Annotated in this window: 18 protein-coding genes; 11 read left to right on the top strand and 7 right to left on the bottom strand. The window is 62.7% G+C overall.

Annotated features, from left to right (window positions below; translation table 11 throughout):
• The first annotated feature begins 33 nt into the window (after window positions 1-33).
• From ACIPO9_RS20440 to garD, 5 genes are all read left to right on the top strand, one after another.
• Window positions 34-1,770 carry an ABC transporter ATP-binding protein/permease gene (locus ACIPO9_RS20440; protein WP_400783109.1) on the top strand — a complete coding sequence of 579 codons (1,737 nt, stop codon included), beginning with the start codon at window positions 34-36 and terminating at the stop codon, window positions 1,768-1,770.
• Window positions 1,771-1,877: 107 nt separating this feature from the next.
• Window positions 1,878-2,627 (top strand): FadR/GntR family transcriptional regulator, encoded by a 750-nt coding sequence (locus ACIPO9_RS20445; protein ID WP_274135347.1) that lies wholly within the window; start codon window positions 1,878-1,880, stop codon window positions 2,625-2,627.
• Between the two features lie 298 nt (window positions 2,628-2,925).
• On the top strand, window positions 2,926-3,837 hold the full coding sequence (gene kdgD / locus ACIPO9_RS20450) for a 5-dehydro-4-deoxyglucarate dehydratase (protein WP_274135348.1): 912 nt from the start codon (window positions 2,926-2,928) through the stop codon (window positions 3,835-3,837).
• 255 nt (window positions 3,838-4,092) lie between these two features.
• Window positions 4,093-5,466, top strand: coding sequence for an MFS transporter (locus ACIPO9_RS20455; RefSeq protein ID WP_274135349.1), 1,374 nt, complete (start codon window positions 4,093-4,095; stop codon window positions 5,464-5,466).
• Window positions 5,467-5,493: 27 nt separating this feature from the next.
• Window positions 5,494-7,047: a galactarate dehydratase gene (gene garD, locus ACIPO9_RS20460; RefSeq protein WP_400783112.1), complete on the top strand. Its 1,554-nt coding sequence runs from the start codon at window positions 5,494-5,496 to the stop codon at window positions 7,045-7,047.
• Between the two features lie 142 nt (window positions 7,048-7,189).
• Here the strand turns inward: garD and ACIPO9_RS20465 are convergent, their stop codons facing one another.
• A complete protein-coding gene (locus ACIPO9_RS20465) occupies window positions 7,190-8,194 on the bottom strand; it encodes a ketopantoate reductase family protein (RefSeq protein WP_400783115.1) in 1,005 nt (334 codons plus the stop codon).
• Between the two features lie 265 nt (window positions 8,195-8,459).
• On the opposite strand from ACIPO9_RS20465, the gene ACIPO9_RS20470 reads away from it, so the two are divergent.
• Both ACIPO9_RS20470 and ACIPO9_RS20475 read left to right on the top strand, forming a co-directional pair.
• Window positions 8,460-9,680 (top strand): zinc-dependent alcohol dehydrogenase, encoded by a 1,221-nt coding sequence (locus ACIPO9_RS20470; protein ID WP_400783118.1) that lies wholly within the window; start codon window positions 8,460-8,462, stop codon window positions 9,678-9,680.
• Between the two features lie 243 nt (window positions 9,681-9,923).
• Window positions 9,924-10,925, top strand: a complete 1,002-nt coding sequence (locus ACIPO9_RS20475) for a GlxA family transcriptional regulator (protein ID WP_400783121.1) — start codon at window positions 9,924-9,926, stop codon at window positions 10,923-10,925.
• A gap of 44 nt (window positions 10,926-10,969) precedes the next feature.
• Here the strand turns inward: ACIPO9_RS20475 and ACIPO9_RS20480 are convergent, their stop codons facing one another.
• Entirely contained in the window at window positions 10,970-11,881 is a 912-nt protein-coding gene (locus ACIPO9_RS20480) for an MBL fold metallo-hydrolase (RefSeq protein WP_400783123.1), read from the bottom strand.
• Between the two features lie 356 nt (window positions 11,882-12,237).
• Between ACIPO9_RS20480 and ACIPO9_RS20485 the strand changes: the two genes are divergently transcribed.
• On the top strand, window positions 12,238-13,440 hold the full coding sequence (locus tag ACIPO9_RS20485) for an NAD(P)/FAD-dependent oxidoreductase (protein WP_400783125.1): 1,203 nt from the start codon (window positions 12,238-12,240) through the stop codon (window positions 13,438-13,440).
• Between the two features lie 173 nt (window positions 13,441-13,613).
• Window positions 13,614-15,167: a sensor histidine kinase gene (locus ACIPO9_RS20490; RefSeq protein WP_400783128.1), complete on the top strand. Its 1,554-nt coding sequence runs from the start codon at window positions 13,614-13,616 to the stop codon at window positions 15,165-15,167.
• Here ACIPO9_RS20490 and ACIPO9_RS20495 read toward each other — a convergent pair.
• The 5 genes from ACIPO9_RS20495 to cra form a co-directional block, all read right to left on the bottom strand.
• Window positions 15,146-15,916, bottom strand: a complete 771-nt coding sequence (locus ACIPO9_RS20495; protein ID WP_274136464.1) for a S9 family peptidase — start codon at window positions 15,914-15,916, stop codon at window positions 15,146-15,148. The two genes, ACIPO9_RS20490 and ACIPO9_RS20495, sit on opposite strands and share 22 nt — an antisense overlap.
• Window positions 15,900-17,021 carry a DUF3182 family protein gene (locus tag ACIPO9_RS20500; RefSeq protein WP_400783131.1) on the bottom strand — a complete coding sequence of 374 codons (1,122 nt, stop codon included), beginning with the start codon at window positions 17,019-17,021 and terminating at the stop codon, window positions 15,900-15,902. The genes ACIPO9_RS20495 and ACIPO9_RS20500 overlap by 17 nt, the downstream gene beginning before the upstream one ends.
• A gap of 198 nt (window positions 17,022-17,219) precedes the next feature.
• Window positions 17,220-17,630 carry a low affinity iron permease family protein gene (locus ACIPO9_RS20505; RefSeq protein WP_274136467.1) on the bottom strand — a complete coding sequence of 137 codons (411 nt, stop codon included), beginning with the start codon at window positions 17,628-17,630 and terminating at the stop codon, window positions 17,220-17,222.
• Window positions 17,631-17,724: 94 nt separating this feature from the next.
• Window positions 17,725-18,510 (bottom strand): TatD family hydrolase, encoded by a 786-nt coding sequence (locus ACIPO9_RS20510; protein WP_400783287.1) that lies wholly within the window; start codon window positions 18,508-18,510, stop codon window positions 17,725-17,727.
• Window positions 18,507-19,502: a catabolite repressor/activator gene (cra, locus tag ACIPO9_RS20515; protein ID WP_400783134.1), complete on the bottom strand. Its 996-nt coding sequence runs from the start codon at window positions 19,500-19,502 to the stop codon at window positions 18,507-18,509. The genes ACIPO9_RS20510 and cra overlap by 4 nt, the downstream gene beginning before the upstream one ends.
• A gap of 324 nt (window positions 19,503-19,826) precedes the next feature.
• Here cra and ptsP point away from each other — a divergent pair, with 324 nt between their 5' ends.
• Together ptsP and pfkB are read left to right on the top strand one after the other, a co-directional pair.
• The gene (gene ptsP / locus ACIPO9_RS20520) at window positions 19,827-22,682 is read left to right on the top strand and encodes a phosphoenolpyruvate--protein phosphotransferase (RefSeq protein ID WP_400783136.1); all 2,856 of its coding nucleotides are present in this window, start codon (window positions 19,827-19,829) and stop codon (window positions 22,680-22,682) included.
• On the top strand, window positions 22,682-23,614 hold the full coding sequence (gene pfkB / locus ACIPO9_RS20525) for a 1-phosphofructokinase (RefSeq protein ID WP_400783138.1): 933 nt from the start codon (window positions 22,682-22,684) through the stop codon (window positions 23,612-23,614). The genes ptsP and pfkB overlap by 1 nt, the downstream gene beginning before the upstream one ends.
• Window positions 23,615-23,623 lie beyond the last annotated feature (9 nt).

Below are 23,623 nucleotides of genomic sequence, written 5' to 3' on the forward strand. Positions count from 1 at the left end.
GACGCCACTTAATGCCTGCCATCGAGTTATCACATGAATCAAAACGCCGAATACTCTGCGGCCAACGATACGTCCCGTGGCCAGTTCTTCAAGAAAGTCTGGCACCTGATCACCCCCTACTGGCGCAGCGAGGAAAAGGGCATCGCCTGGCTGCTGCTGGTGGTGGTGATTGCGCTGGTGCTGTTCGATGTGGCTGTGTCGGTCTGGGTCAACAGCTGGTACCGCGACTTCTACAACTCCCTGCAACAGAAGGACCTGGCAGCCTTCACCCACCTGATGCTGTATTTCTGCGGGATTGCCGCGGTGTCGATCCTGGCGGCGGTGTATCGGCTGTACCTGACACAGATGCTGACGATTCGCTGGCGGACGTGGCTCACCGAGAAACACTTTGCCCGCTGGCTGGATCACAAGAACTACTATCGCCTGGAGCAGGGCGGCTACACCGACAACCCTGACCAGCGCTTGAGCGAAGACCTCAACAGCTTCACCTCCACCACCCTGAGTCTGGTGCTGGGGCTGATCAGCACGGTCGTCAGCCTGGTGTCTTTTTCGGTCATCCTGTGGGGCGTGTCCGGCAGCATCGAACTGTTCGGTATGGAGATTCCGGGTTACATGTTCTGGTGTGCGCTGCTGTATGCGGGCATCGGCAGCTGGCTGGCCCACCTCATCGGGCGACGCCTGATCGGCCTGAGCAACAAACAGCAACGCTACGAAGCCGACCTGCGTTTTGCCATGGTGCGCATTCGCGAGAACGCCGAGAGCATCGCTCTGTATGACGGCGAGGCCAACGAGAACCGCCGCCTGACGTCACGTTTCAAGCTGGTCTGGAGCAACTTCTGGGACATCATGGGCGTGCAGAAACGCCTGAAGTTCTTCACCACCGGCTACGGCCAGATCGCGATCATCTTCCCCTTCGTGGTCGCCGCGCCGCGGTATTTCGCCGGCAAGATCGAACTGGGCGAACTGATGCAGATCAACTCGGCCTTTGGCAGCGTTCAGGAAAACTTCAGTTGGTTCATCGATGCCTACGTGTCTCTGGCAGGCTGGCGCGCGACTTCCGACCGTCTGCTGGCTTTCCGTCAGGCCATGACCGAAAACGAAGAACGTCACAGCGCGATCAAGCTCAACCGGGAAGGGCATGAGCTCAGGCTCGAACAGCTCAGCCTGGATCTGGTTGGCGATCGCCAACTGCTCGATCACGCCAACGCGAAAATCACGGCGGGCGATCACGTGATGCTCAGCGGTCGCTCCGGCAGCGGCAAGAGCACGCTGTTGCGGGCGATGGGCGGTCTGTGGAGCGACGGCTCCGGGACCATGGACCTGCCGGCCGGTCGTTACCTGTTCCTGCCGCAGAAACCCTATCTGCCCATTGGCACGCTGCGCGAGGCCCTGAGTTATCCACAACCGCCAGACGTCTACCCGGCCGAGCGCTTTGCCCAGGTGCTGGAAACCTGCCGGCTGGGCCATCTGGTGTCGCGTCTGGACGAAAGCAACCACTGGCAACGCATGCTGTCCCCTGGGGAACAGCAGCGCGTGGCCTTTGCTCGGGCACTGCTGTATGCGCCGGACTGGCTGTATCTGGACGAAGCCACCTCGGCCATGGACGAAGAAGACGAAGCGGCGCTGTATCAGGCGCTGCTCGATGAGCTGCCAGGCGTGACGCTGCTGAGCATCGGCCACCGCAGCAGTCTCAAGCGTTTCCACCGTCGTCATCTGCGCATCGAAGGCGGTCAATTGCGCGAGCAACCCCACGCTGAAACGGTGATTTAGCAGCACGATGCCGCAAAAACCTACGAACTCGCCGGGTTTGTTATGTGATCGTACAACCCGGTGAGCTATGATTAGACTTTCACCGTATTTAGAGACGCATGTTGGATATGGAAAATCAGAGTGCTCCGCCTCGCGCACGTAGAAAGCACCGCAGCCTCGCCCAGGAGTTGGTCACTGAACTCTCGGAGCGTATTCGCACCGGCGCCCTGAAGCGTGGCGACAAATTGCCCACCGAATCCGCGATCATGGAAGAGCAGGGGGTCAGCCGCACCGTGGTACGCGAAGCCATTTCCCGTCTGCAGGCTTCGGGGTTGGTGGAAACCCGCCACGGCATCGGTACCTTCGTGCTCGACACGCCGAGCCCCAGCGGTTTTCGCGTTGATCCGGCGACCATCGTCACCCTGCGTGACGTGATGGCGATCCTCGAATTGCGCATCAGCCTGGAAGTCGAGTCGGCGGGCCTGGCTGCCCAGCGTCGCAGCCCCGAGCAACTGGCCGACATGCGTGCCGCACTCGACGCCCTCAATGAAAGCGCGGCCCATGCCAGCGATGCGGTAGGTGCCGACTTCCAGTTCCACATGGCCATAGCGCTGTCCACGGGCAACCGCTACTTCACCGACATCATGAATCACCTGGGCACCAGCATCATTCCGCGTACCCGCCTGAATTCCGCGCGCCTGGCCCATGACGACCAACAGCACTACATGAGCCGCCTGAGCCGCGAGCACGAGGAGATCTACGAGGCCATCGCCCGCCAGGACTCCGACGCCGCCCGCGCTGCCATGCGCCTGCACCTGACCAACAGCCGCGAACGCCTGCGCCACGCCCATGAAGAGGCGGAGTCGCAGCGCGCCTGAGGTCGTATGACCTGGCCATTTATCACTCCGTCCGCGTGGTGACAATTGTAGGAGCGCGCTTGCCCGCGACCGCGTAGTGTCAGCCACGTATCTGTTGCTGACACTACGTAATCGTCCGAGTGCGGCCCAGACCAAGCGCGCTCCTACAGGCCGAGCCAGAACGCCGCTCATCTCCTTCCCCTAGAAATAATTCGTCCCCCCTATTGAGAGATGTCATTCCTAGTTGTACGATGACTTACGACATCAGCGCAGGTCTGGTGATCCATTCACACAATTAGCTTCCCAGGGTGTTCGAATAATGAATCCACAAGAACTGAAGTCCATCCTCTCCCACGGTCTGCTGTCTTTCCCGGTCACCGATTTCAATGCCCAGGGCGACTTCCATCGCGCGGGTTACATCAAGCGTCTGGAGTGGCTGGCCCCTTATGGCGCCTCCGCGCTGTTCGCCGCTGGCGGTACAGGTGAGTTCTTCTCCCTGACCGGCGACGAATACTCCCAAATCATCAAGACTGCCGTCGACACCTGCGAAAAGACTGTGCCAATCCTGGCCGGCGTAGGCGGTCCGACCCGTCAGGCGATCCAGCAGGCTCAAGAAGCAGAGCGTCTGGGTGCCAAAGGCCTGCTGCTGCTGCCTCACTACCTGACCGAAGCCAGCCAGGACGGCGTTGCCGCCCACGTTGAAGCAGTCTGCAAATCGGTCAAGATCGGCGTTGTCGTCTACAACCGTAACGTTTGCCGCCTGACCGCGCCGCTGCTGGAAAAACTGGCTGAGCGCTGCCCTAACCTGATCGGCTACAAAGACGGCCTGGGCGATATCGAACTGATGGTTTCGATCCGCCGTCGTCTGGGCGACCGTTTCTCCTACCTGGGCGGCCTGCCGACCGCTGAAGTCTACGCCGCTGCCTACAAGGCGCTGGGTGTACCGGTCTACTCCTCGGCGGTGTTCAACTTCGTGCCGAAACTGGCGATGGACTTCTACCACGCGATCGCCAAAGACGATCACGCCACTGTCGGCAAGCTGATCGACGACTTCTTCCTGCCGTACCTGGACATCCGTAACCGCAAAGCCGGCTACGCCGTCAGCATCGTCAAGGCAGGCGCGAAAATCGCCGGCTACGACGCAGGTCCGGTTCGCGCTCCGCTGACCGACCTGACTGCAGAAGAGTTCGAAATGCTCGCTGCACTGATGGACAAGCAAGGCAAGCAGTAACAGCCAACTGCCGGGAAACCGCTGAGCGATCAGCGGTTTTTTGCCGTCAGGGCACTGTTCACCAAAACGCTGCGCCGTGCAGCGTTTCGCGTCGGCAAGGCTGCCGTTCGCGTGAGTTCTACCCCAGGCGTCACCGTGGCCGCACTTTGAAAGAACGCTTCAATCGCATCTGGATTTAGGGGCAGAGGCGAGCGACACACACACATAAGATCGTTGTTTACCCGCGCAAAAAAATAATTAGTGGGAGTTTCGAACATGCAAAAAACCAAGCCGACTCACGTCCGCTATTTGATCCTGCTCATGCTGTTTCTGGTGACCACGATCAACTATGCCGACCGTGCCACCATCGCCATTGCCGGTTCCAGCCTGCAAAAGAGCCTTGGCATCGACGCCGTCACCCTCGGATACATCTTCTCTGCCTTTGGCTGGGCCTACGTGGCCGGTCAGATCCCCGGCGGCTGGCTGCTGGATCGCTTCGGTTCGAAGAAGATCTACGCACTGAGCATTTTCACCTGGTCGCTGTTCACCGTGCTGCAAGGCTATGTCGGTGAATTCGGCCTTTCCACCGCCATCGTCGCGCTGTTCATGCTGCGCTTCCTGGTGGGCCTGGCCGAAGCGCCATCCTTCCCTGGCAACGCGCGCATCGTTGCGGCCTGGTTCCCGACCTCCGAGCGCGGCACCGCCTCGGCGATCTTCAACTCGGCGCAATACTTCGCAACCGTTCTTTTCGCCCCGATCATGGGCTGGATCGTCTTCACCTTCGGCTGGCAGCACGTGTTCGTGGTGATGGGCGGTATCGGCATCGTGTTTTCGCTGATCTGGCTGAAAGTCATCCACAGCCCGCGCAACCATCCGATGATCAACAAGGCAGAACTCGATCACATCGCCAACAACGGCGGCATGGTCGATATGGACAACGACAAGGGCAAAGGCAAGAGCGGCGGCCCGAAATGGGACTACGTCAAGCAGTTGCTGACCAACCGCATGATGCTGGGTATCTACCTGGCGCAGTACTGCATCAACGGCATCACCTACTTCTTCCTGACCTGGTTCCCCGTGTACCTGGTGCAGGAACGCGGCATGACCATCCTCAAGGCCGGTTTCATCGCCTCGTTGCCCGCGATCTGCGGCTTCGTCGGCGGCGTGCTGGGCGGGATCATCTCCGACTGGCTGCTGCGTCGCGGCAAATCCCTGACCTTCGCCCGCAAGGCGCCGATCATCGGCGGTCTGCTGCTGTCGACCTCCATCGTGACCTGCAACTACGTCGATATCGAATGGGTCGTGGTGGGCTTCATGGCACTGGCCTTCTTCGGCAAGGGCGTGGGCGCACTGGGCTGGGCGGTGATGTCCGACGCCTCTCCGAAACAAATCGCCGGTCTGAGCGGCGGTCTGTTCAACATGTTCGGTAACATCGCGTCGATCACCACCCCGATCGTCATCGGCTACATCATCAGCTCCACCGGCTCGTTCAAATGGGCGCTGGTGTTTGTCGGCGCCAACGCGCTGGTGGCGGTGATCAGCTACGTGTTCATCGTGGGCGAGATCAAACGCGTGGAATTGAAAGACACCCCAACGCAGGGTGATTTGCGGGCCAGCGACGTCGGCGAAATTTCCCAGGCCAAGAGCTGAGTCCAAGAAAAATCGAGGAAGATCGTGATGAACTTGATCCAACATGCCGACTCGCCACGTTACATCCGCCTGCATGAGCGCGATAACGTTGTCGTCGTGGTCAATGACCAGGGCGTACCGGCGGGGACTGAATTCGACAATGGCCTGGTGACCATCGACAACGTGCCGCAGAGTCACAAGGTCAACACCGTGGACATCCCCGAGGGTGGCGAAGTGATTCGCTACGGGCAGACCATCGGTTATGCCCTCAAGCCGATCCCGCGCGGCAGTTGGGTCAAGGAAGATCAACTGCGCATGCCGAGCGCGCCGCCGCTGGACAGCCTGCCGCTGTCCACCGAAGTACCTGGTCGGGGCGAGCCGCTGGAAGGCTTCACCTTCGAAGGCTACCGCAACGCCGACGGGACGGTCGGCACGCGCAACATCCTCGGCATCACCACCACCGTGCAGTGCGTCACCGGCGTGCTGGACTTTGCGGTCAAGCGCATCCGCGAGGAAGTGCTGCCCAAGTACCCGAACGTCGATGACGTGGTGGCCATCACCCACACCTATGGCTGTGGCGTGGCGATCACCGCCAAGGATGCGTACATCCCGATCCGCACCGTGCGCAATCTGGCGCGCAATCCGAACCTGGGTGGCGAAGCGCTGGTGATCGGTCTGGGCTGCGAGAAATTGCAGGCCGAGCAGGTGATGCATCAGAACGATCCCTCGGTCGATCTGAGCGATGAGTGGATGTATCGCCTGCAGGATTCGAAACACGGCTTCAACGAAATGATCGAGCAGATCATGGAGCTGGCCGAAGTGCGGTTGAAGAAGCTCGATCAGCGCCGTCGCGAAACCGTGCCGGCGTCCGAGCTGATCCTGGGCATGCAGTGCGGCGGCAGCGATGCGTTTTCCGGCATCACCGCCAACCCGGCGCTGGGCTACGCCTCGGACCTGTTGCTGCGCGCAGGCGCGACCGTGATGTTCTCGGAAGTGACCGAAGTGCGTGACGCCATCTACCTGCTCACCTCCCGCGCCGAAACCACGGAAGTGGCCGAAGAACTGGTGCGCGAGATGGACTGGTACGACCGCTACCTTGCCAAGGGCGAGGCGGATCGCAGCGCCAACACCACGCCAGGCAACAAGAAGGGCGGGCTGTCGAACATTGTCGAGAAGTCCCTGGGATCGATCGTCAAATCCGGCAACAGCGCGATCAACGGCGTGCTTGGTCCTGGCGAGCGGGTCAACCGCAAGGGGCTGATCTTTTGCGCAACGCCGGCCAGTGATTTCGTCTGCGGCACGCTGCAACTGGCGGCTGGCATGAACCTGCACGTGTTCACCACCGGGCGCGGCACGCCGTATGGCCTGGCGATGTCACCGGTGGTGAAGGTGTCGACCCGCACTGAGCTGGCTCAGCGTTGGCCGGACCTGATCGACGTTGACGCAGGCCGCATCGCGACCGGGCGCGCCAGCATCGAGGAGTTGGGTTGGGAGCTGTTCCATTTCTATCTCGATGTCGCCAGCGGCAAGAAGAAGACCTGGACCGAGCATTATCGTCTGCACAACGACATCACCCTGTTCAACCCGGCGCCGATTACCTAAGCCGGGTTACGTCATGTAGGAGCGCGCTTGCCCGCGATTGCGATCTGTCTGCCACAGATGTATCGGCTGACACGACGGCATCGCGGGCAAGCGCGCTCCTACAGGGCTTCGGTTGTCGTCAGTTACGCGTCACCCTCCCATCTCAATGCCGCCCATGCTCCTTGTGGTGCGCGTGCTCCCCGCAAAACCTTGCCAGCGTCAGCACCACTCGGGTGATCGGCATCGGGATATTCACCTTCGCCGCCAATTCCAGCACCGCATCGCCAATCGCCGCCAGTTCCAGCGGCAAACCCTTGTCGAAATCCTGCAGCATCGACGTGCGCACCGGGCCCATGCTCGCGCCGAATTGCATGAAGGTCGTCGGCTCCATGCTCAGTTTCGCGTCGTAGGCTGCGGCCACCTGCATCGCCTCGTTGAAGGTCGCCAGCGCCAGTTCGCGCATGTCCGGCAGCCCGTAGATCTGCTCCAGCGTCGCGCCGGTCACCACCGAAACAGGATTGGAGGTGAGGTTGGCGATGATCTTGGTCCACAGTTGATCGCGAATGCGGTCGGTGCCCTGGGCTTCGATGCCGGCGCTTTCGATCAGCTTGACCAGTCTTTGCAGACGCGGCGTCAACTCGTTGTTCAACTCGCCGAAGATGATGCGATACGGGTTGTGGGTCTTGACCACCGCAGGCGCCGAGCTCTGGGCGGTGATGAACACCACGCAACCGATGACCTTGTGCAGGTCGAGGGTGTCGGTGATGCGGCTGTCCGGATCGACCGTTTCCACCCGATTGCCCTCGAACGGGCCACCTTCGCCATGGAAATACCACCACGGCACGCCGTTGATCACAGGCACCACCAGCGTCTCGGGGCCGATCAGCGCAGCGATGTTCGGCAGCAGGCCGCTCAGCGATGGTGCCTTGGTGCAGAGGAACACGATGTCCTGCTCGCCGAGGGCTTCGGTGCTGTCGCTGGCATTGACCTGGACGTGGTGGCGGCCTTGCAGGTCCTGCAGGTGAATGCCGTTGCGTTGCAGGGCGGCGAGGGTGCGACCGCGGGCGAAAACATTGACGGCATGCCCGCTCAGCGCAATACGCGCCGCCAGCGTGCAGCCGATGGCACCCGCGCCGGCAATACAGATACGCAAGGGGGAAGCACTCATGATGACTCCGGGACTGCCAGATACGTTTCAGGTTGTTTCTGCAATCTACACGATCCACTGTAGGAGCGCGCTTGCCCGCGATGGCGGTGTGTCAGTAACTGATGAGTTGAATGACACAACCCTGTCGCGGGCAAGCGCGCTCCTACAGATTGCGGGCGTTCCGCTGGTCAGTTGCACGCCATCGCCCTGAACTTCATTAGCCACGCACCTATCCTTATTGCATGTCCACCCCAAGCGATCAGGCCTGCCCTACAAGGAGAAGTTCATGCGTGCACTGACCTATCACGGTGCCCACGACGTTCGTGTGGAAACGGTCGCCGACCCGATGATCCAGGCGCCTGACGACGTGTTGCTGAAGGTGACGGCCACCGCCATCTGCGGCTCGGACCTGCACCTGTATCGTGGCAAGATTCCGGCCACCGAGCAGGGTGATATCTTCGGCCACGAATTCATGGGCATCGTCGAGGAAGTCGGCCCGGAGGTCACCGCCGTACAGCCTGGTGACCGGGTGGTGATTCCCTTCGTGATTGCCTGCGGGAGCTGCTTCTTCTGTCAGATGGAGGCATTCGCTGCCTGTGAAACCACTAACACCGGGCGGGGGGCGATTCTCAACAAGAAGTCCATCGCGCCCGGTGCCGCCTTGTTCGGCTACAGCCATCTGTACGGCGGTGTGCCAGGCGGGCAGGCCGAGTATGTGCGAGTGCCCAAGGGCAACGTCGGGCCGTTCAAGGTGCCCGGAACGTTGGCCGACGAGAAAGTGCTGTTTCTGTCCGACATCCTGCCCACCGCCTGGCAGGCGGTGCTCAATGCCGGTGTGGGGCCGGGATCGAGCCTGGCAATCTACGGCGCAGGGCCGGTCGGCCTGCTCAGCGCGGCCTGCGCGAAGATGCTGGGCGCCGAGAAGATCTTCATTGTCGATCATCACGTCTATCGCCTGGCCTACGCGCAGTTCACCTACGGCGCGATCCCGATCAATTTCGACGAGGACGACGACCCCGCCGCCACCATCATTCGCCAGACCGCCGGCATGCGTGGCGTTGACGCGGTGATCGACGCGGTAGGCTTTGAAGCCAAGGGCAGCACCACTGAAACCATCCTCGCCACCCTCAAGCTTGAAGGCAGCAGCGGCAAGGCACTGCGCCAGTGCATTGCTGCAGTGCGGCGCGGTGGCACGGTCAGTGTGCCGGGGGTGTATTCGGGGTTCATTCATGGCTTCATGTTTGGCGATGCATTCGACAAGGGCCTGACCTTCAAGATGGGCCAGACCCACGTGCACCGTTACCTTCCACAGTTGCTGCGGCTGATTGAGGAGGGCGCGCTGTCACCCGAGGCGATCATCACCCACCGTCTGTCGCTGGAAGAGGCCGCCGAGGGCTACGCGATCTTCGACAAGCGCGAGCAGGACTGCCGCAAGATCATCCTCACCCCAGGCTTCGACAGCCGGATCGATGCGTCGGCCAGTGACATGGATTTATCCGGCACCTGACGCCACCGCCCCCCCCCGTAGCAGTCCGGCTCGCCGGCGTCAGCGATCCTGAAGACGTCCCCGCCGGCAAGCCGTGCTGCTACGGTCCTGAGGTGCTCCCCATATCGCGGCCGACACCGCCCCCGTAGCAGCACGGCTTGCCGGCGGGAGCGATTTCAAGGACGACATCGCCCCAGAGGCGATGAACCGCAGTAGAGCCGCTCCCCACAGGTGGCATAATCGTTCTTTTCGAGGACTGCGGCCATGGCCACTTCTGCGCTTGCGTCGTTCAATCAGCCCCGCACGGTGCTGTTCCTGGCCTATCCGCAGATGGGGCTGCTGGACCTGACCGGCGCGCAAACCGTGTTCTGGGCCGCCACCAAGGCCATGAACAATCGCGGACTGGCCGGTTACCTGCGGCCCACCGCCAGCATCACCGGTGGCCTGACCCTCACCGCCGAAGGGGTGGAAGTCAACTCCGAACCCCTGTCCTCCCTTGCAGGCAGCGTCATCGACACGGTCATCGTCCCCGGCGCACCTGAAATCCTGCTCGCGCTGGACAACAACCCCGACACCATCGAGTGGCTGCGCACCATCGCGCCTCACGCCAGGCGCACGGCATCCGTGTGCAGCGGCGCCTTTCTGCTGGCGCAGGCCGGTCTGCTCGACGCGAAACGGGTGGCAACCCACTGGGCCATGTGCGACATGCTCAAGACGCGCTTTCCCACGGTCGATGTCGATCAGGACGCGATTTTCATTCAGCAGGGCACGGTCTGGACGTCGGCCGGTGTCACCGCCGGGATAGACCTGGCACTGGCGCTGGTGGAGGCTGATTGCGGGCGGGATGTGGCCATGGAGGTCGCGCGGGAACTGGTAGTGTTCATGAAACGCCCAGGCGGGCAGTCGCAGTTCAGCACCATGCTTCAGGCGCAGATGCAGGATGGCGACGTCTTCTCCGACTTCCACCTCTGGCTGACGCGCAACCTGCACCGTGCCGAACTAGACGTCGAGCAACTGGCCCGTCACGCCAACATGAGCGTGCGCAATTTCAGCCGCGTGTACAAGCTCAAGACCGGTCGCAGTCCGGCCAAGGCGCTGGAGTTCTTCCGTCTGGAAGCGGCGCGGCGTATGCTCGAAGACTCAGACCGGCATATCGATCAGGTCGCTCAGGAATGCGGCTTCGGCGACGAGGAACGCATGCGCGTCACCTTTCATCGCAACCTGGCGACATCCCCCCGGGACTACCGCAGCCGCTTCGCTCGCTGAGCGTCTACCCGCCGTCCCGAGGGAAAGCGGGCAGCGTAAGCGGTTCAGAAATCCCAGAACCCGGCGACCCAGCGGAAGTTGTCGCCATCCACCGCAACCCGGCCCACTGACGGGAAGGGCAAGTGCGTGGCGATGAACAGCTCGCCGCTGGCCGCCGCTTCCCTGAGCAGGCGCACGCGTACATTCTCCGCTTCTTGCGGATCGTGCTCGAAGCCGTTTTGCCAGTCGGGGTGGTCGAACGCCACCGGAAACAGCGCATCGCCTGCGAAGGTCAGCTTTTCGTTGCCGGATGTCACGTAGACCACGCAGTGCCCTGGGGTATGGCCGCCGGTGAGTTTGGCGACCACGCCAGGGGCCACTTCATATTCGTCGTGGAAGGTGCGCACGTTGCTGCGATAAGCGGCGATGAACTGGTTGGCCGTGGCGCGCAGTACGTCCGGCACTGGCGACGGCATGGCGGTCATGGTGAAGTCCGGATCCTCCCAGAACTTCACCTCGGTGGCCGTCACGTGAATCCGCACATCGGGGCTCAGGCGGTTCTTCACGCCCTCCACCAACAGGCCGCCGATGTGGTCCATGTGCATGTGCGTGATCACGATGTCGGTCACTGACGCCAGGTCGATCCCGGCGGCTGTCAGGCGCTTGGGAAACTGCCCGGCCCGAGGGAAGCCCGGAAACTGCCCGCCCAAACCGGCATCGACCAGAATGGTCTGCTCGCCCGAGCGCACCACCAGCACGTTCAGCGCCCAGTCGAACATGTCCGGCCCCAGGAACATGTCCTTGAACCAGACGGCGCGTGCCTCCGGGCTGGCGTTGGTGGACATGGTTTCGGTGGGCAGCGGCAGTACGCCGTCGCTGACCACCAGCACGTCGATGTCACCGACTTTCAGTGCGTAGCGTGAAGGCACCAGTTCTTCGATGAATCCTTGCGGGGCGAGTTCGAGGGGCTGATTCATGGCGGCGTTCCTGTTGTTGGAGGAGGTGATGCGGGCTCTCGATCAGGAGAGTGCAAACAGTCTGCGAGCCGCCACTTTCAATAACTATCACCCCTGACGGACATGCCTTTCATACCTAGGTGTGCAAGAACAAAACCTAATAAGCAAATGCCCGAAACCCCAAGGCAAACAGCCCGTGCGGATAGAAACGTGCCAGAGAAAAAGCTGTCTGGATGGATATATACCCAAGTATGAATGGTTAGGGCTTTAACGTTATTTTTGCCAACTTTTGCAGCGACGACAGGGTATGGGCTCGGGATTAAAGTGTGTAACGACTCCTCGCCGATGCGAGATATCACTGCCCACTGGAGAACAACATGAGCCAACATATTCTGGTCCTCGGCGCGGGTTTTGCGGGTGTCTGGAGCGCCCTGGGGGCTGCCCGCCAACTGGATCTGCAACAGCGCACCGACATCAAGATCACCGTGCTGGCGCCCCAGCCCGAACTGCGCATTCGTCCGCGTTTCTACGAGTCGAACGTGCATGAAATGAAAGCTTCCCTGCTGGAGTTGTTCGCCGCCACCGACATCGACTTCGTACAGGGCGCCGCCGAGAAAATCGACGTGCAAGGCAAGCGCGTGCATTACGTCACGGCGCAAGGGGCGCACACTTCGCTGACCTATGACCGGCTCGTCCTGGCCACCGGCAGCCACCTGAACCGTCCGGAACTGGAAGGCGTCCGGGAGTTTGCCTTCGACGTCGATACCATCGAGGCAGCGGCTCGCCTCGAGCAACACGTCAAGAGCCTCGCCAGCCTGCCTGACTCCACCGCCCGTAACACGGTGGTGGTCTGCGGCGGCGGTTTCACCGGGATCGAAACCGCGACCGAGATGCCGGCACGCTTGCGTGAAGCGCTGGGCGCCGACGCCCGGGTCCGGGTGATCGTGGTGGACCGCGGTGTGACGATCGGCGCGGCGTTCGGTGAGGGCATCAGCCCCTCCATCGCAGAAGCCAGCAAGCACATGGACATCGAATGGCGCCTGGGTGCGACCGTCGCCAAGGTCGATGCCAACGGCGTGACACTGGCCGATGGCGAGCACATCGAATCGAACACCGTAATCTGGACCGTAGGCTTCCTGGCCAGTCCTCTGACCCGGCAGATTCCGGGTGAGACGGATCGTCAGGGCCGTCTGTTCGTCGATGAAAACCTCAAAGTGGTCGGCCAGGACGCTGTCTATGCGGCAGGCGATGTGGCTTACGCCGCGTGCGACGATCTGGGCAACTTTGCCGCCATGTCCTGCCAGCACGCGATCCCTCTGGGCCGCCACGCCGGCAACAACGTGGTTGCAGACCTGCTGGGCATTTCGCCACGGCCTTACAGCCAGCCCAAATACGTGACCTGCCTGGACCTGGGCGAGTGGGGCGCGGTGTACACCGAGGGCTGGGACCGCCAGGTCAAACTGATTCGCGAGGAGGCCAAGGAGCTCAAGCACAACATCAACTCGGTGTGGATCTACCCGCCGATTGCTGATCGTGCAGTCGCGCTGGCCGCAGCCGATCCGTCGATCCCCGTCGCCTGACCACACCGATTCATCCTGTGCCTGTTCCGGCCTGCCGGAGCAGGCTTTTTTTTCAGGCAATGAGCGCCTTCAAGTGGCGCAAATTCAGGGTTAGTTGGCTTATCGTTTGAAGCCCGTCGGCGTATAGACTCACGTCCTCTATTGCCCAGTTTGATAAAGGATGGCGCAGGCGCATGAGCATCCCGGGGTCCACCAGCAAGAATGAATTCGATTCGGCCGCCTGTTTCAGTCCGTCGGCGTCCAGTGGCGGCACCTCCTCGCGTCAGCCGTTGATCGACCTCAGCAAGCGGCGTTACGAACAGTGGCTGGTCTGGGGCATCGGCCTGGTGGTGGCGGTCGGCATCGTGATCATCAACACCGCAGCCCATCATCGCGACATCGCGGCCACGGTGATTTACCTCACGTTGTTGCTGATGGCGGCCAATGTCTTTTCCATTCGTGTGGTGATCGGCGTCTCGCTGCTGTGCATGGGGATGGTGGTGGCGATGTTTTTCATCGACGAGGGTTACCAGGACTGGGACTCGGTCACCAGTTTCGTACGCTGCCTGACGGCGTTGTCGGCGATTGCCTTCCTGGCCATGCGCGGCAAGCAGGCAGCCGACACCCTGCGCCAGAACGAGATCTACCTGACCGGCGCCCAGCGCCTGAGCCAGACCGGCAGTCTGGGGTTGAGTGCCGATTCCGAGCACATGAGCTGGTCGCCGGAAACCGCACGGATCTTCGAATACCCGCTGGACATGCCGGTAACCCGCGCGATGATCCTGGCCCGCACACCGGCCGAAGAACATGCGCTGGTTTTGGATGTTTTCGAGCGCGCCGCTCGCCATGAGCCGCAGATCGAGGCGCGTCATCGTCTGGTCATGCCGGACGGGCGTATCAAGCACATTCACCTGATCGCCATTCCGGTCTTCGCCCAGGACGACCGCTTCGAGTATCAGGGAGCGCTGTCGGATATCACCGAGCGGGTGCTGGCCGAAGAGGTGCTCTATCGCACCCAGTCGCAACTGACCCACATCTGCCGGGTGACTACCCTGGGCGAGCTGACGGCCTCCATTGCCCACGAGGTCAAGCAGCCGCTGACGGTCATCAACAGTGGCGCAGACGGCTGCCGGCGCTGGCTGGACCGCCCCGAGCCGGACATTCCCGAAGCGCTCGCGGCCCTGCAACGAATCAAGGAAAGCGCCTGGCGGGCCAGCGAGGTGTTGAGCCGGGTTCGCGATCTGTCACGCAAGAGCGACCCCGTGCGCCGCGTCGAACACCTGAACGACATCGTCAGGGACACCCTCGGGGTGGTGCAGTACGAGATCAGCCACCATCACATCGTCCCGACCCTGAGCCTGTGCCCCGGCAACCCTGCGGTAATGGCCGACAGCATCCAGTTGCAGCAGGTCATCATCAACCTGCTGATCAATGCCTGCCAGGCCATGAACGGGCTTGATCGGCACCAGCGCCAGTTGCACATCAAGAGTTGGCTGGCGGGCGGCGAGATCATCCTGGAAATCGCCGACCACGGGCCGGGCATCGATCCTGAGGTCTTGCCGTCGCTGTTCCTTCCGTTCTTTACCACCAAGGCCAGTGGCCTGGGCATGGGCCTGTCGATCTGCCGGTCCATCATCGAGTTTCACGAAGGCCGGATCTGGGCGCAGAACACCGGGCACGGCGCCTCTTTCTTTTTTGCGCTGCCGCTGCTCGAAGAACCGCCGGTTCAGGAATACTCCGCCGAGTGATGGGGGTAGTCCACCAGCCGCGAGCCGATGACCATTTCGCTGATCCAGTCGGTCAGCAAGGTGGTGTAGGCGTGCTGGCTGGTGTCGCTGCTCAGGCCGTGGTCGGCGCCGTCCAGCAGGCGGTAGGTCAGCGAGTGCGCCAGGTCGAAGGCGGTGCGATAGCTCATCAGGGTGGCGTGGGGCACGTAGTCGTCCTGCTCGGATTCCACCAGCAGCACATCGCCCTTGAAGTCCTTGCAGGCGGCCAGCGCACGGTTGTCGGCGGCGGTCACGGCAGAGCGGCGATAGTGCGCCAGCTTGTCCCGGTCCAGCGCCTGCTTGGGCATGTCCCAGTCGGCGTCCCAGTACAGCGCAGGCACCCGCAGGGCCAGCCAGCGCACCGGGCGCATGGCGCTGAGGATGGTCGCCAGATAGCCACCGTAGCTGCTGCCGATCACCGCAATGGCGTTGTTATCCACAGCCGGATGGCTGGCCAGCCGGTCATACGCGGCCAGCAGGTCTTCCATGCTGTGCTCGCGTGACACCAGCGTGCGCATCTCATGGGTGCGCTCGTGGCCACGCAGATCGAAGGTCAGGCACACGCAGCCAAGGCCGGTGATGTTCTTGGCTCGCGACAGGTCGCGTTGCTGGCTGCCTCCCCAACCGTGGACGAAGAGGATGCCCGGCATCTTCGCGCCGGGGGTGAGGATGGTGCCGCTGATGTATTGATCGCTGACGCTGATGTCGATGGTTTCACTGCGAACGGTCATAAGGCTGGACCTGTGTGAATTTACTGATAAGGCCGACGTCGGGATCGTCGCCTTCGTAGAGAACATGGGCGTGGGCGGGCAGGGTAGTCGGCCCGTAGATTTCATGGCTTGAGGCTTTGATTCGTTGCAACTGCGGATCGGCGGCGAACGCCACCAGCGCCTCGACTTCTGCCGGGCTGGCACCGCCGATTCGCCAGGATTGCTCAAGCACCCCGGAACACACCTGGCCTCGGGCGTTGGTGCCGTGGGCGATGTCGTAGTTGCGGCGCGAGGCGAGGAAATCGGGGAAGCAATCGAGTGCGGCGTTTTCGTAGGTCATGGCCTGAGTGACCGAGCGGCGCACGTCGTCTTCCAGATCGAGCTTGAGCAGTTCGTCGTAGCCACCGCGCACCAGCCACAACTGCGAGCCACCGTAGACCTGCTCGCCGTTGTTGTCCTCGGTCAGGCTCTGGGTGCCGTGGTAACTGACGGTCATTCCCGCGACCTGCACCTGGCCGACGCTGTAGGTGATGACGTCCTTCAGATCCTCCTCCAGCACCAACCCCCATTCTTCGACTTCGCTCATGTCCTGGGCGTCGATGGCCTGTTGCAGCTCGGCCTCGGAGGTGACCACCACTTGCCCGCGCCCGGCGGTCGCCAGCACCGGCTTGACCCGCACCGGGCCTGCCTTGAGCAACAGGCGGCCTGCGCGCTGGGCGTCGGCTTCATTGAAGACGCTGAAGCCTGTGAGCACTGCGTCTGCGGCGTCCTCGAAGAAGCGTTCGGACCAGCCATCGGGCCGTGCGGTGGCGTCCTTGAGCAGCGGGTGGGAGATGGCCTTGGTAGCCATGAAGGGGAAATCGATCAAGCCGCCGAAGAAGTCATCGACGGTACGAATATTCAGCGCATCGCCAGAGTGTTTGCCGATCAGCGTGTCGGACGGGATGTAGTACAGCGAATGTCCCTGATGCAGGGCGGGATCGTAGGCACCGACGAATTCGGCCCCCAGCAGCTTGGCAATGCGCCTCGCCAATGCCTGCTGCACCACGGTTTCGTGGGTCGCCAGTTTCTTGTGGGTAGCCAGCAGAACGACTTCAGACTTTGCAGTGCTGCGTGATCCGCTCATGGGTGAGCTCCTGGATGGCATCTTGCAAACATAGCCCTGTAGGAGCGCGCTTGCCCGCGATGGCGGTGTGTCATTAACAGATGGGTTGAATGGCACAACCCAGTCGCGGGCAAGCGCGCTCCTACAAGAGCCGGCATCCATTGGCGCCGGACTCAAGGTTAAGAAGGCCGGCGCGCCGTTGAGTTCCTTGGGCGCTGATTAATGGTCCGCAGCCGATTGATCCGCGTCGCACGCCGGGAAGGGTTTGGTGTGATCGGAATCTTCGCGGTCACCCATGGCCTTGTACTTCTTGCGCAGCGCCCTGAGTTCGTTTTGGTCGAGGTTGTCCAGGCTGAGTACGGCGTTCTGGGCGTCCTTGGTCACGCGCAGCAACTCGTCGATCTTGATGTGCAGCTCATCGGTGTCGCGGTTCTGGGTGTTCTGGATCAGGAACACCATCAGGAAGGTGATGATGGTGGTCGAGGTGTTGATGATCAGTTGCCAGGTGTCGTTGTAGTGGAACATCGGGCCGGTGGCGGCCCAGATGCAGATCAGCAGCACAGCCACCAGGAATGTCCGGGGGCTGCCCGTCCATTTCGACAAGGCCTGGGCGAACTTGGAGAATTTCATGACCGGCGTCCTTCGCGAATTCAGAGGAGATAAGCAAGGGACCGCAGCGGCGGTTTGAAATTTCTTTTTACAATTTAGCGAAGTGCAATTTAATTCAGGACCAGCCGAACAGCTCGCAGGCATTCGCGGTGCTGGCCTGGGCGAGGCGCTCGGGGGTAACGTTCATGATCTCGGCCAATGCTTGGCAGATATCCGGCAGATGCTCCGGACTGTTGCGCTGGCCGGGGTGCATGGCAGGCGCCATATCCGGGGAGTCGGTTTCCAGCACCACGCCGTCCAGTGGCAACTCTTTGAGCACCCGGTGCATGCGCAGCGCCTGGGGCCAGGTGGCGGCGCCGCCAAGGCCGAGCTTGAAGCCCAGCTTGAGGTATTCCCTGGCCTCTTCGCGGCTGCCGGCAAAAGCATGGACGATGCCTGCGCGCTTGAGTTTGAAACGCTTGAGCGTGGCGATGGTGTCGGCGTGGCTGCGGCGCACATGGAGCAGCGCCGGCAGGTTGAAATCGGCGGCCATTTGCAGCTGGCTGTCGAGCACCGTTTGCTGACGATCCCGGTCCAGGGTTTCGATGTAGTAATCCAGGCCGATCTCGCCCACGGCGCAGAGCTTGGGATGCGCCGCCAGACGCTCCAGCCAGCCGCGCAGTTCCTGCAGATGCTCGGGGCGGTGTTCGTCCAGATAGACCGGGTGCAAGCCCAGCGCCGCGTAAACCGAGGGCTCGCTCAGGGCCAGGTCCCAGACCCGTTGCAGATTGCGCTGATAGACCCCCAACACCACCATGCGCTCGACACCCAACTGCTTGCAGTGCTGGAGCACGTTCTGGCGGTCTGCATCGAAATCGTCGAAATCCAGATGCGTGTGGGTGTCGATCAGTTGCACGCTCAGGCCTCGTGAATCCGCTGCTTGAAGGTACGGACGATGGCGTGCACGCCCGGTTGGTACTCGTCCTTCTCCACGGCGTCGAGGGCCAGGGCCAGGGCTTTTTCGGCGATCAGGTGATGCTGTTGGGCCATGGCGTTGACGGGCAACGGCAGGAAGTCCAGCAACTGGGTGTCACCGAAGGTACCCAAATGCAGTTGCTCCGGATTCAGACGACGCTCGTGCAAGAGGTCGAACACACCCTGCAGCAGCACGTAGGACGTGGTGACCAGCGCATCGGGAAAATACCCCAGCCGGTCGAGCATCTGCCCGGCGATGGCAAGGCCGGTGTCGCGGCTGAAGGACTCGCCGTGCTCGATTATGACCGAGCCCTCGAAGCCTTCCAGCGCGTCTTCGAAGCCACTGGCGCGGGCCTTGCTGACGCTAAGCTCGGGGCGGGCACCGATCAGCGCGACATGCCGAGGGCGGGTTTCCAGCAGGCTGCGGGTCAGTTGCTGGCTGGCGTCGTGGTCGTCGCTGACCACCGAACAGAAGTGCGCCGGGTCCATCTCGCGGTCGATGGCAATGACTGGGATGCCGTGTTTTTGCAGCTCGCGGTAGCTGTCGTCACTGGCGGGTAGACAACTGGCGACGAACAACGCATCGCAGCGGCGGGCGCGGAACAGTTGCAGCAGTTGCAGTTCGCTGATCGGATCGTCGTCGGAACTGGCGATCAGCAGCTGGTAACCTCGGGCGCGGGCGCCTTGCTCCAGCTGTTTGGCGATGCGGGCATAGCTGGGGTTTTCCAGGTCCGGGAGGATAAAACCCAGGGTGCGGGTGTGGCGGCTGCGCAGGCCGGCCGCTTGCGGGTTGGGCCGAAAACCGTGGGCCTCGACCACCGCGCGCACGCGCTCGACCGTGGCATTGCTGATGCGCTGCTGTTCGGCCTTGCCGTTGATCACGTAGCTGGCGGTGGTCACGGAGACACCCGCCAGACGCGCAATATCACTGAGTTTCAAGCCGGGCTTTCCTTGTGTGATGGCATGCGCCGGGATTTTCGCTGATTCGCGGTCATCATTACAGCAGACCATGGCAATGCAGGAAGCTTCCGGTTTTTTTATGGACTCTTCCCACATCAATCGATGAGATGAGCTTCAATCCGCAGAGATTATCGAGTAACGTGCCCGCCAAGTTAGATTAAACGATTCAGCAAGCGTATTTCTGGCTGTAATCGAGCTAAATCGCTGGTCACATGCCAAGACGTTGTACAGCGAAATCATCGGGCCACCACCGGCCCCAAAACAAGAATCAGGGCGCAACCGTGCGCTGCGAAGGAGAAAGGCATGCTCGAACTCACCGTTGAGCAAATTTCCATGGCCCAGACGGCTGTGGATAAACCCGCCGCGCTGCAATTGCTCGCTGACCTGCTGGTCGCTGACCAACTGGTCGCACCCGGATACCTGCAAGGCTTGCAGGCGCGGGAGCAGCAAGGCTCGACCTTTCTCGGCCAGGGTATCGCCATCCCCCACGGCACCCCGCAGACCCGCGACCAGGTATTTGCCACCGGCGTGCGCCTGATGCAATTTCCCGAAGGCGTGGATTGGGGCGATGGACAGATGGTTTATCTGGCCATCGGCATCGCCGCCAAATCCGATGAGCATCTGCGCCTTTTGCAACTGCTCACCCGTGCGCTGGGCGAGACCGACCTTGGCGAAGCGCTGCGTCAGGCCAAGACACCCGAGGCGCTGCTCAAACTGCTGCAGGGCGCACCTCAAGAGCTGGCGCTGGATGCGCAGATGATCTGCCTGGGCGCCTCGGTCGATGACTTTGAAGAGCTGGTCTGGCGCGGTGCCCGGCTGCTGCGCAAGGCCGACTGCGTGAGCAACGGTTTCGCCGCCATCCTGCAGCAGGCCGAACCGCTGCCGCTGGGCGATGGCCTGTGGTGGCTGCACAGCGAGCAGACCGTCAACAAGCCGGGCCTGGCCTTCGTCACCCCGGACAAACCCATGCGCCATCTGGGCCAGCCGCTCAATGGTTTGTTCTGCCTGGCCAGCCTTGGCGAATCCCATCAGGCCCTGCTCGAACGCCTGTGCGCGCTGCTGATCGAAGGTCGCGGCAGCGAGTTGGGCAAGGCCACCAGCAGCCGTGCGGTGTTGCAGGCTCTGGGCGGCGATGTGCCGCCGGACTGGCCGAGCGCGCAGGTCAAGCTGGCCAACGCCCACGGCCTGCACGCCCGCCCGGCGAAGGAACTGGCGCAACTGGCCAAGGGCTTCGAGGGCGATGTGCGGGTGCGGGTGGTCGAGTCCACGGAAAACCCGGTGTCGGTCAAAAGCCTGAGCAAGCTGCTGAGCCTGGGCGTACGTCGCGGCCAGACCCTGGAATTCATCGCCGAGCCCGGTATTGCCGCCGATGCGCTGCCTGCCTTGGTGGCGGCGGTGCTGGACGGCCTGGGCGAGGACATCGAACCGCTGCCTGCCGAGGCTGCACCCGCGCCTGCCGCCGTTGTCCTGGAAAAGAGCGCTCCGGCTGCCGGTTCGCAGATCCAGGCGGTGCCTGCCGCGCCCGGCATCGCGGTCGGGCCTGCCCATGTGCATGTATTGCCTGTCATTGATTACCCGCTCAAGGGCCAGTCCCAGAGCGTCGAGCACGAGCGACTGCTGTCGGCGCTGGCGCAGGTGCGCGAAGACATCGGTGAGCTGATCCAGCGCAGCACCGCCAAGGCCATCCGCGAGATTTTCATCACCCACCAGGAAATGCTCGACGATCCCGAACTGGTCGATGAAGTGATCCTGCGCCTCAAGCAGGGCGAGAGTGCCGCTGCGGCCTGGATCAACGTGGTTGAGGCGGCGGCGGTGCAGCAGGAACAACTCAAGGACGCGCTGCTGGCTGAGCGCGCTGCCGATTTGCGTGATGTGGGCCGTCGCGTGCTGGCGCAGATCTGCGGCGTCGACGACCTGGTCGAACCCCAGGAGCCGTACATTCTGGTCATGGACGAAGTAGGGCCATCGGATGTCGCGCGTCTGGACCCGGCCCGGGTCGCCGGCATTCTCACCTCACGGGGCGGCGCCACCGCCCACAGCGCCATCGTTGCGCGGGCGCTAGGGATTCCGGCGCTGGTGGGGGCGGGCGATGCGGTGCTGCAGATCAAGTCCGGCACGCTGCTGTTAATCGATGGCCAGCGTGGCCGGCTCGACGTCGCGCCTGACGAGGCCACCCTGCAACGGGCGCTGCTCGACCGCGACACCCGCGAGACACGCTTGAAGGCGGCTGCGGCGCTGCGCATGGAGCCGGCGATCACCCGCGACGGCCATCAGGTCGAGGTCTGCGCCAACATCGGCGACAGCACCGGCACCGCGAAAGCGGTAGAGCAGGGAGCCGAAGGCGTGGGCCTGCTGCGCACCGAACTGCTGTTCATGGCACACAGTTCCGCGCCGGATGAGGCGACTCAGGAAGCCGAGTACCGTCGCGTGCTGGACGAGCTTCAAGGCCGTCCGCTGGTGGTGCGTACCCTGGACGTCGGCGGTGACAAACCCTTGCCTTACTGGCCCATCGACAAGGAAGAAAACCCCTTCCTCGGCGTGCGTGGCATTCGCCTGACCCTGCAGCGCCCTGACGTGATGGAAAGCCAGCTGCGCGCCTTGCTGCGTGCCGCCGACAGCCGCCCGTTGCGGATCATGTTCCCCATGGTCGGCACCGTCGAGGAATGGCGCCAGGCGCGGGACATGACCGAGCGCCTGCGCTCAGAGATTCCGGTGGCCGACCTGCAACTGGGGATCATGATCGAGGTGCCGTCGGCCGCGCTGCTGGCGCCGGTGCTGGCCAAAGAAGTGGACTTCTTCAGCGTCGGCACCAACGACCTGACCCAGTACACCCTGGCCATCGACCGTGGCCACCCGACACTCTCGGCCCAGGCCGATGGCCTGCACCCGGCGGTGTTGCAGTTGATCGACATCACCGTGCGCGCCGCCCATGCCCACGGCAAGTGGGTCGGCGTATGTGGCGAGCTGGCTGCCGATCCGCAGGCCGTGCCGGTGCTGGTGGGCCTGGGCGTGGATGAATTGAGTGTCGCGGCGCGCAGCATTGGCGAGGTCAAGGCCTGCGTGCGCGATTTGGATTTCAGCGGGGCCCGCACGCTTGCGCAGAACGCGCTGGCGGTCGGCAGCGCCGCACAAGTACGTGCCCTCGTGGAGGGGCTGTAATGGCTAAGATTCTGACACTGACCATGAACCCGGCGCTGGACCTGACCGTGCAACTGGGCCACCTGGAGGCCGGGCAGGTCAACCGCAGCGAAGGCATGCTCACCCATGCCGCCGGCAAGGGGCTCAATGTCGCCCAGGTGCTGGCCGACCTCGGGCACCAGGTGACCGTGGCCGGGTTTCTCGGCATCGACAATCAGCAACCCTTCGAGGCGCTGTTTGCCCGGCGTGGTTTCGTCGACGAGTTCGTGCGCGTGGCGGGGGAAACCCGCAGCAACATCAAGCTGGCGGAAACCAACGGCCGGATCACCGATCTGAACGGCCCGGGTCCGGACGTCAGCCTCGAGGCGCAACAGGCGCTGGCGGCACGAGTCGAGCAGATTGCCGGGGATTTCGATGCCGTGGTCGTGGCCGGCAGCCTGCCGCGCGGTGTCGATGCGCAGTGGCTCAAGGCGCTGTTGCAGATGCTCACCGCCAAGGGCCTGAAAGTGGCGCTGGACACCAGCGGCCAGGCCTTGCGCGCAGGGCTCGAAGCGTCGCCCTGGCTGATCAAGCCCAATACCGAAGAGCTGGCCGACGCGCTGGACGCCCCGATCATTTCCATTGCCGCCCAGGCCCAGGTCGCCGAGGACCTGCGTCAGCGCGGCATCGAGCACGTGGTGATTTCCCAGGGCGCCGAGGGCGTGCACTGGTTCAGTTCGCAGGCGTGCCTGCAGGCGCTGCCGCCCAAGGTCAGCGTGGCCAGTACGGTGGGTGCCGGTGATTCGTTGCTGGCGGGTATGGTGCACGGCTTGATCAGCGGCCACACGCCCGAGCAAACCCTGCGCACCGCCACGGCCATTGCAGCGATGGCCGTGACCCAGATCGGTTTTGGCATCAACGACAAGGCCCAACTCAAGCGGCTGGAAGGCGGCGTCAGCCTGCGTGCCTTGTAATCCGTAGCA

This window comes from Pseudomonas sp. NPDC090203, from assembly GCF_044746765.1.
GTDB classification, from domain to species: domain Bacteria; phylum Pseudomonadota; class Gammaproteobacteria; order Pseudomonadales; family Pseudomonadaceae; genus Aquipseudomonas; species Aquipseudomonas putida_AD.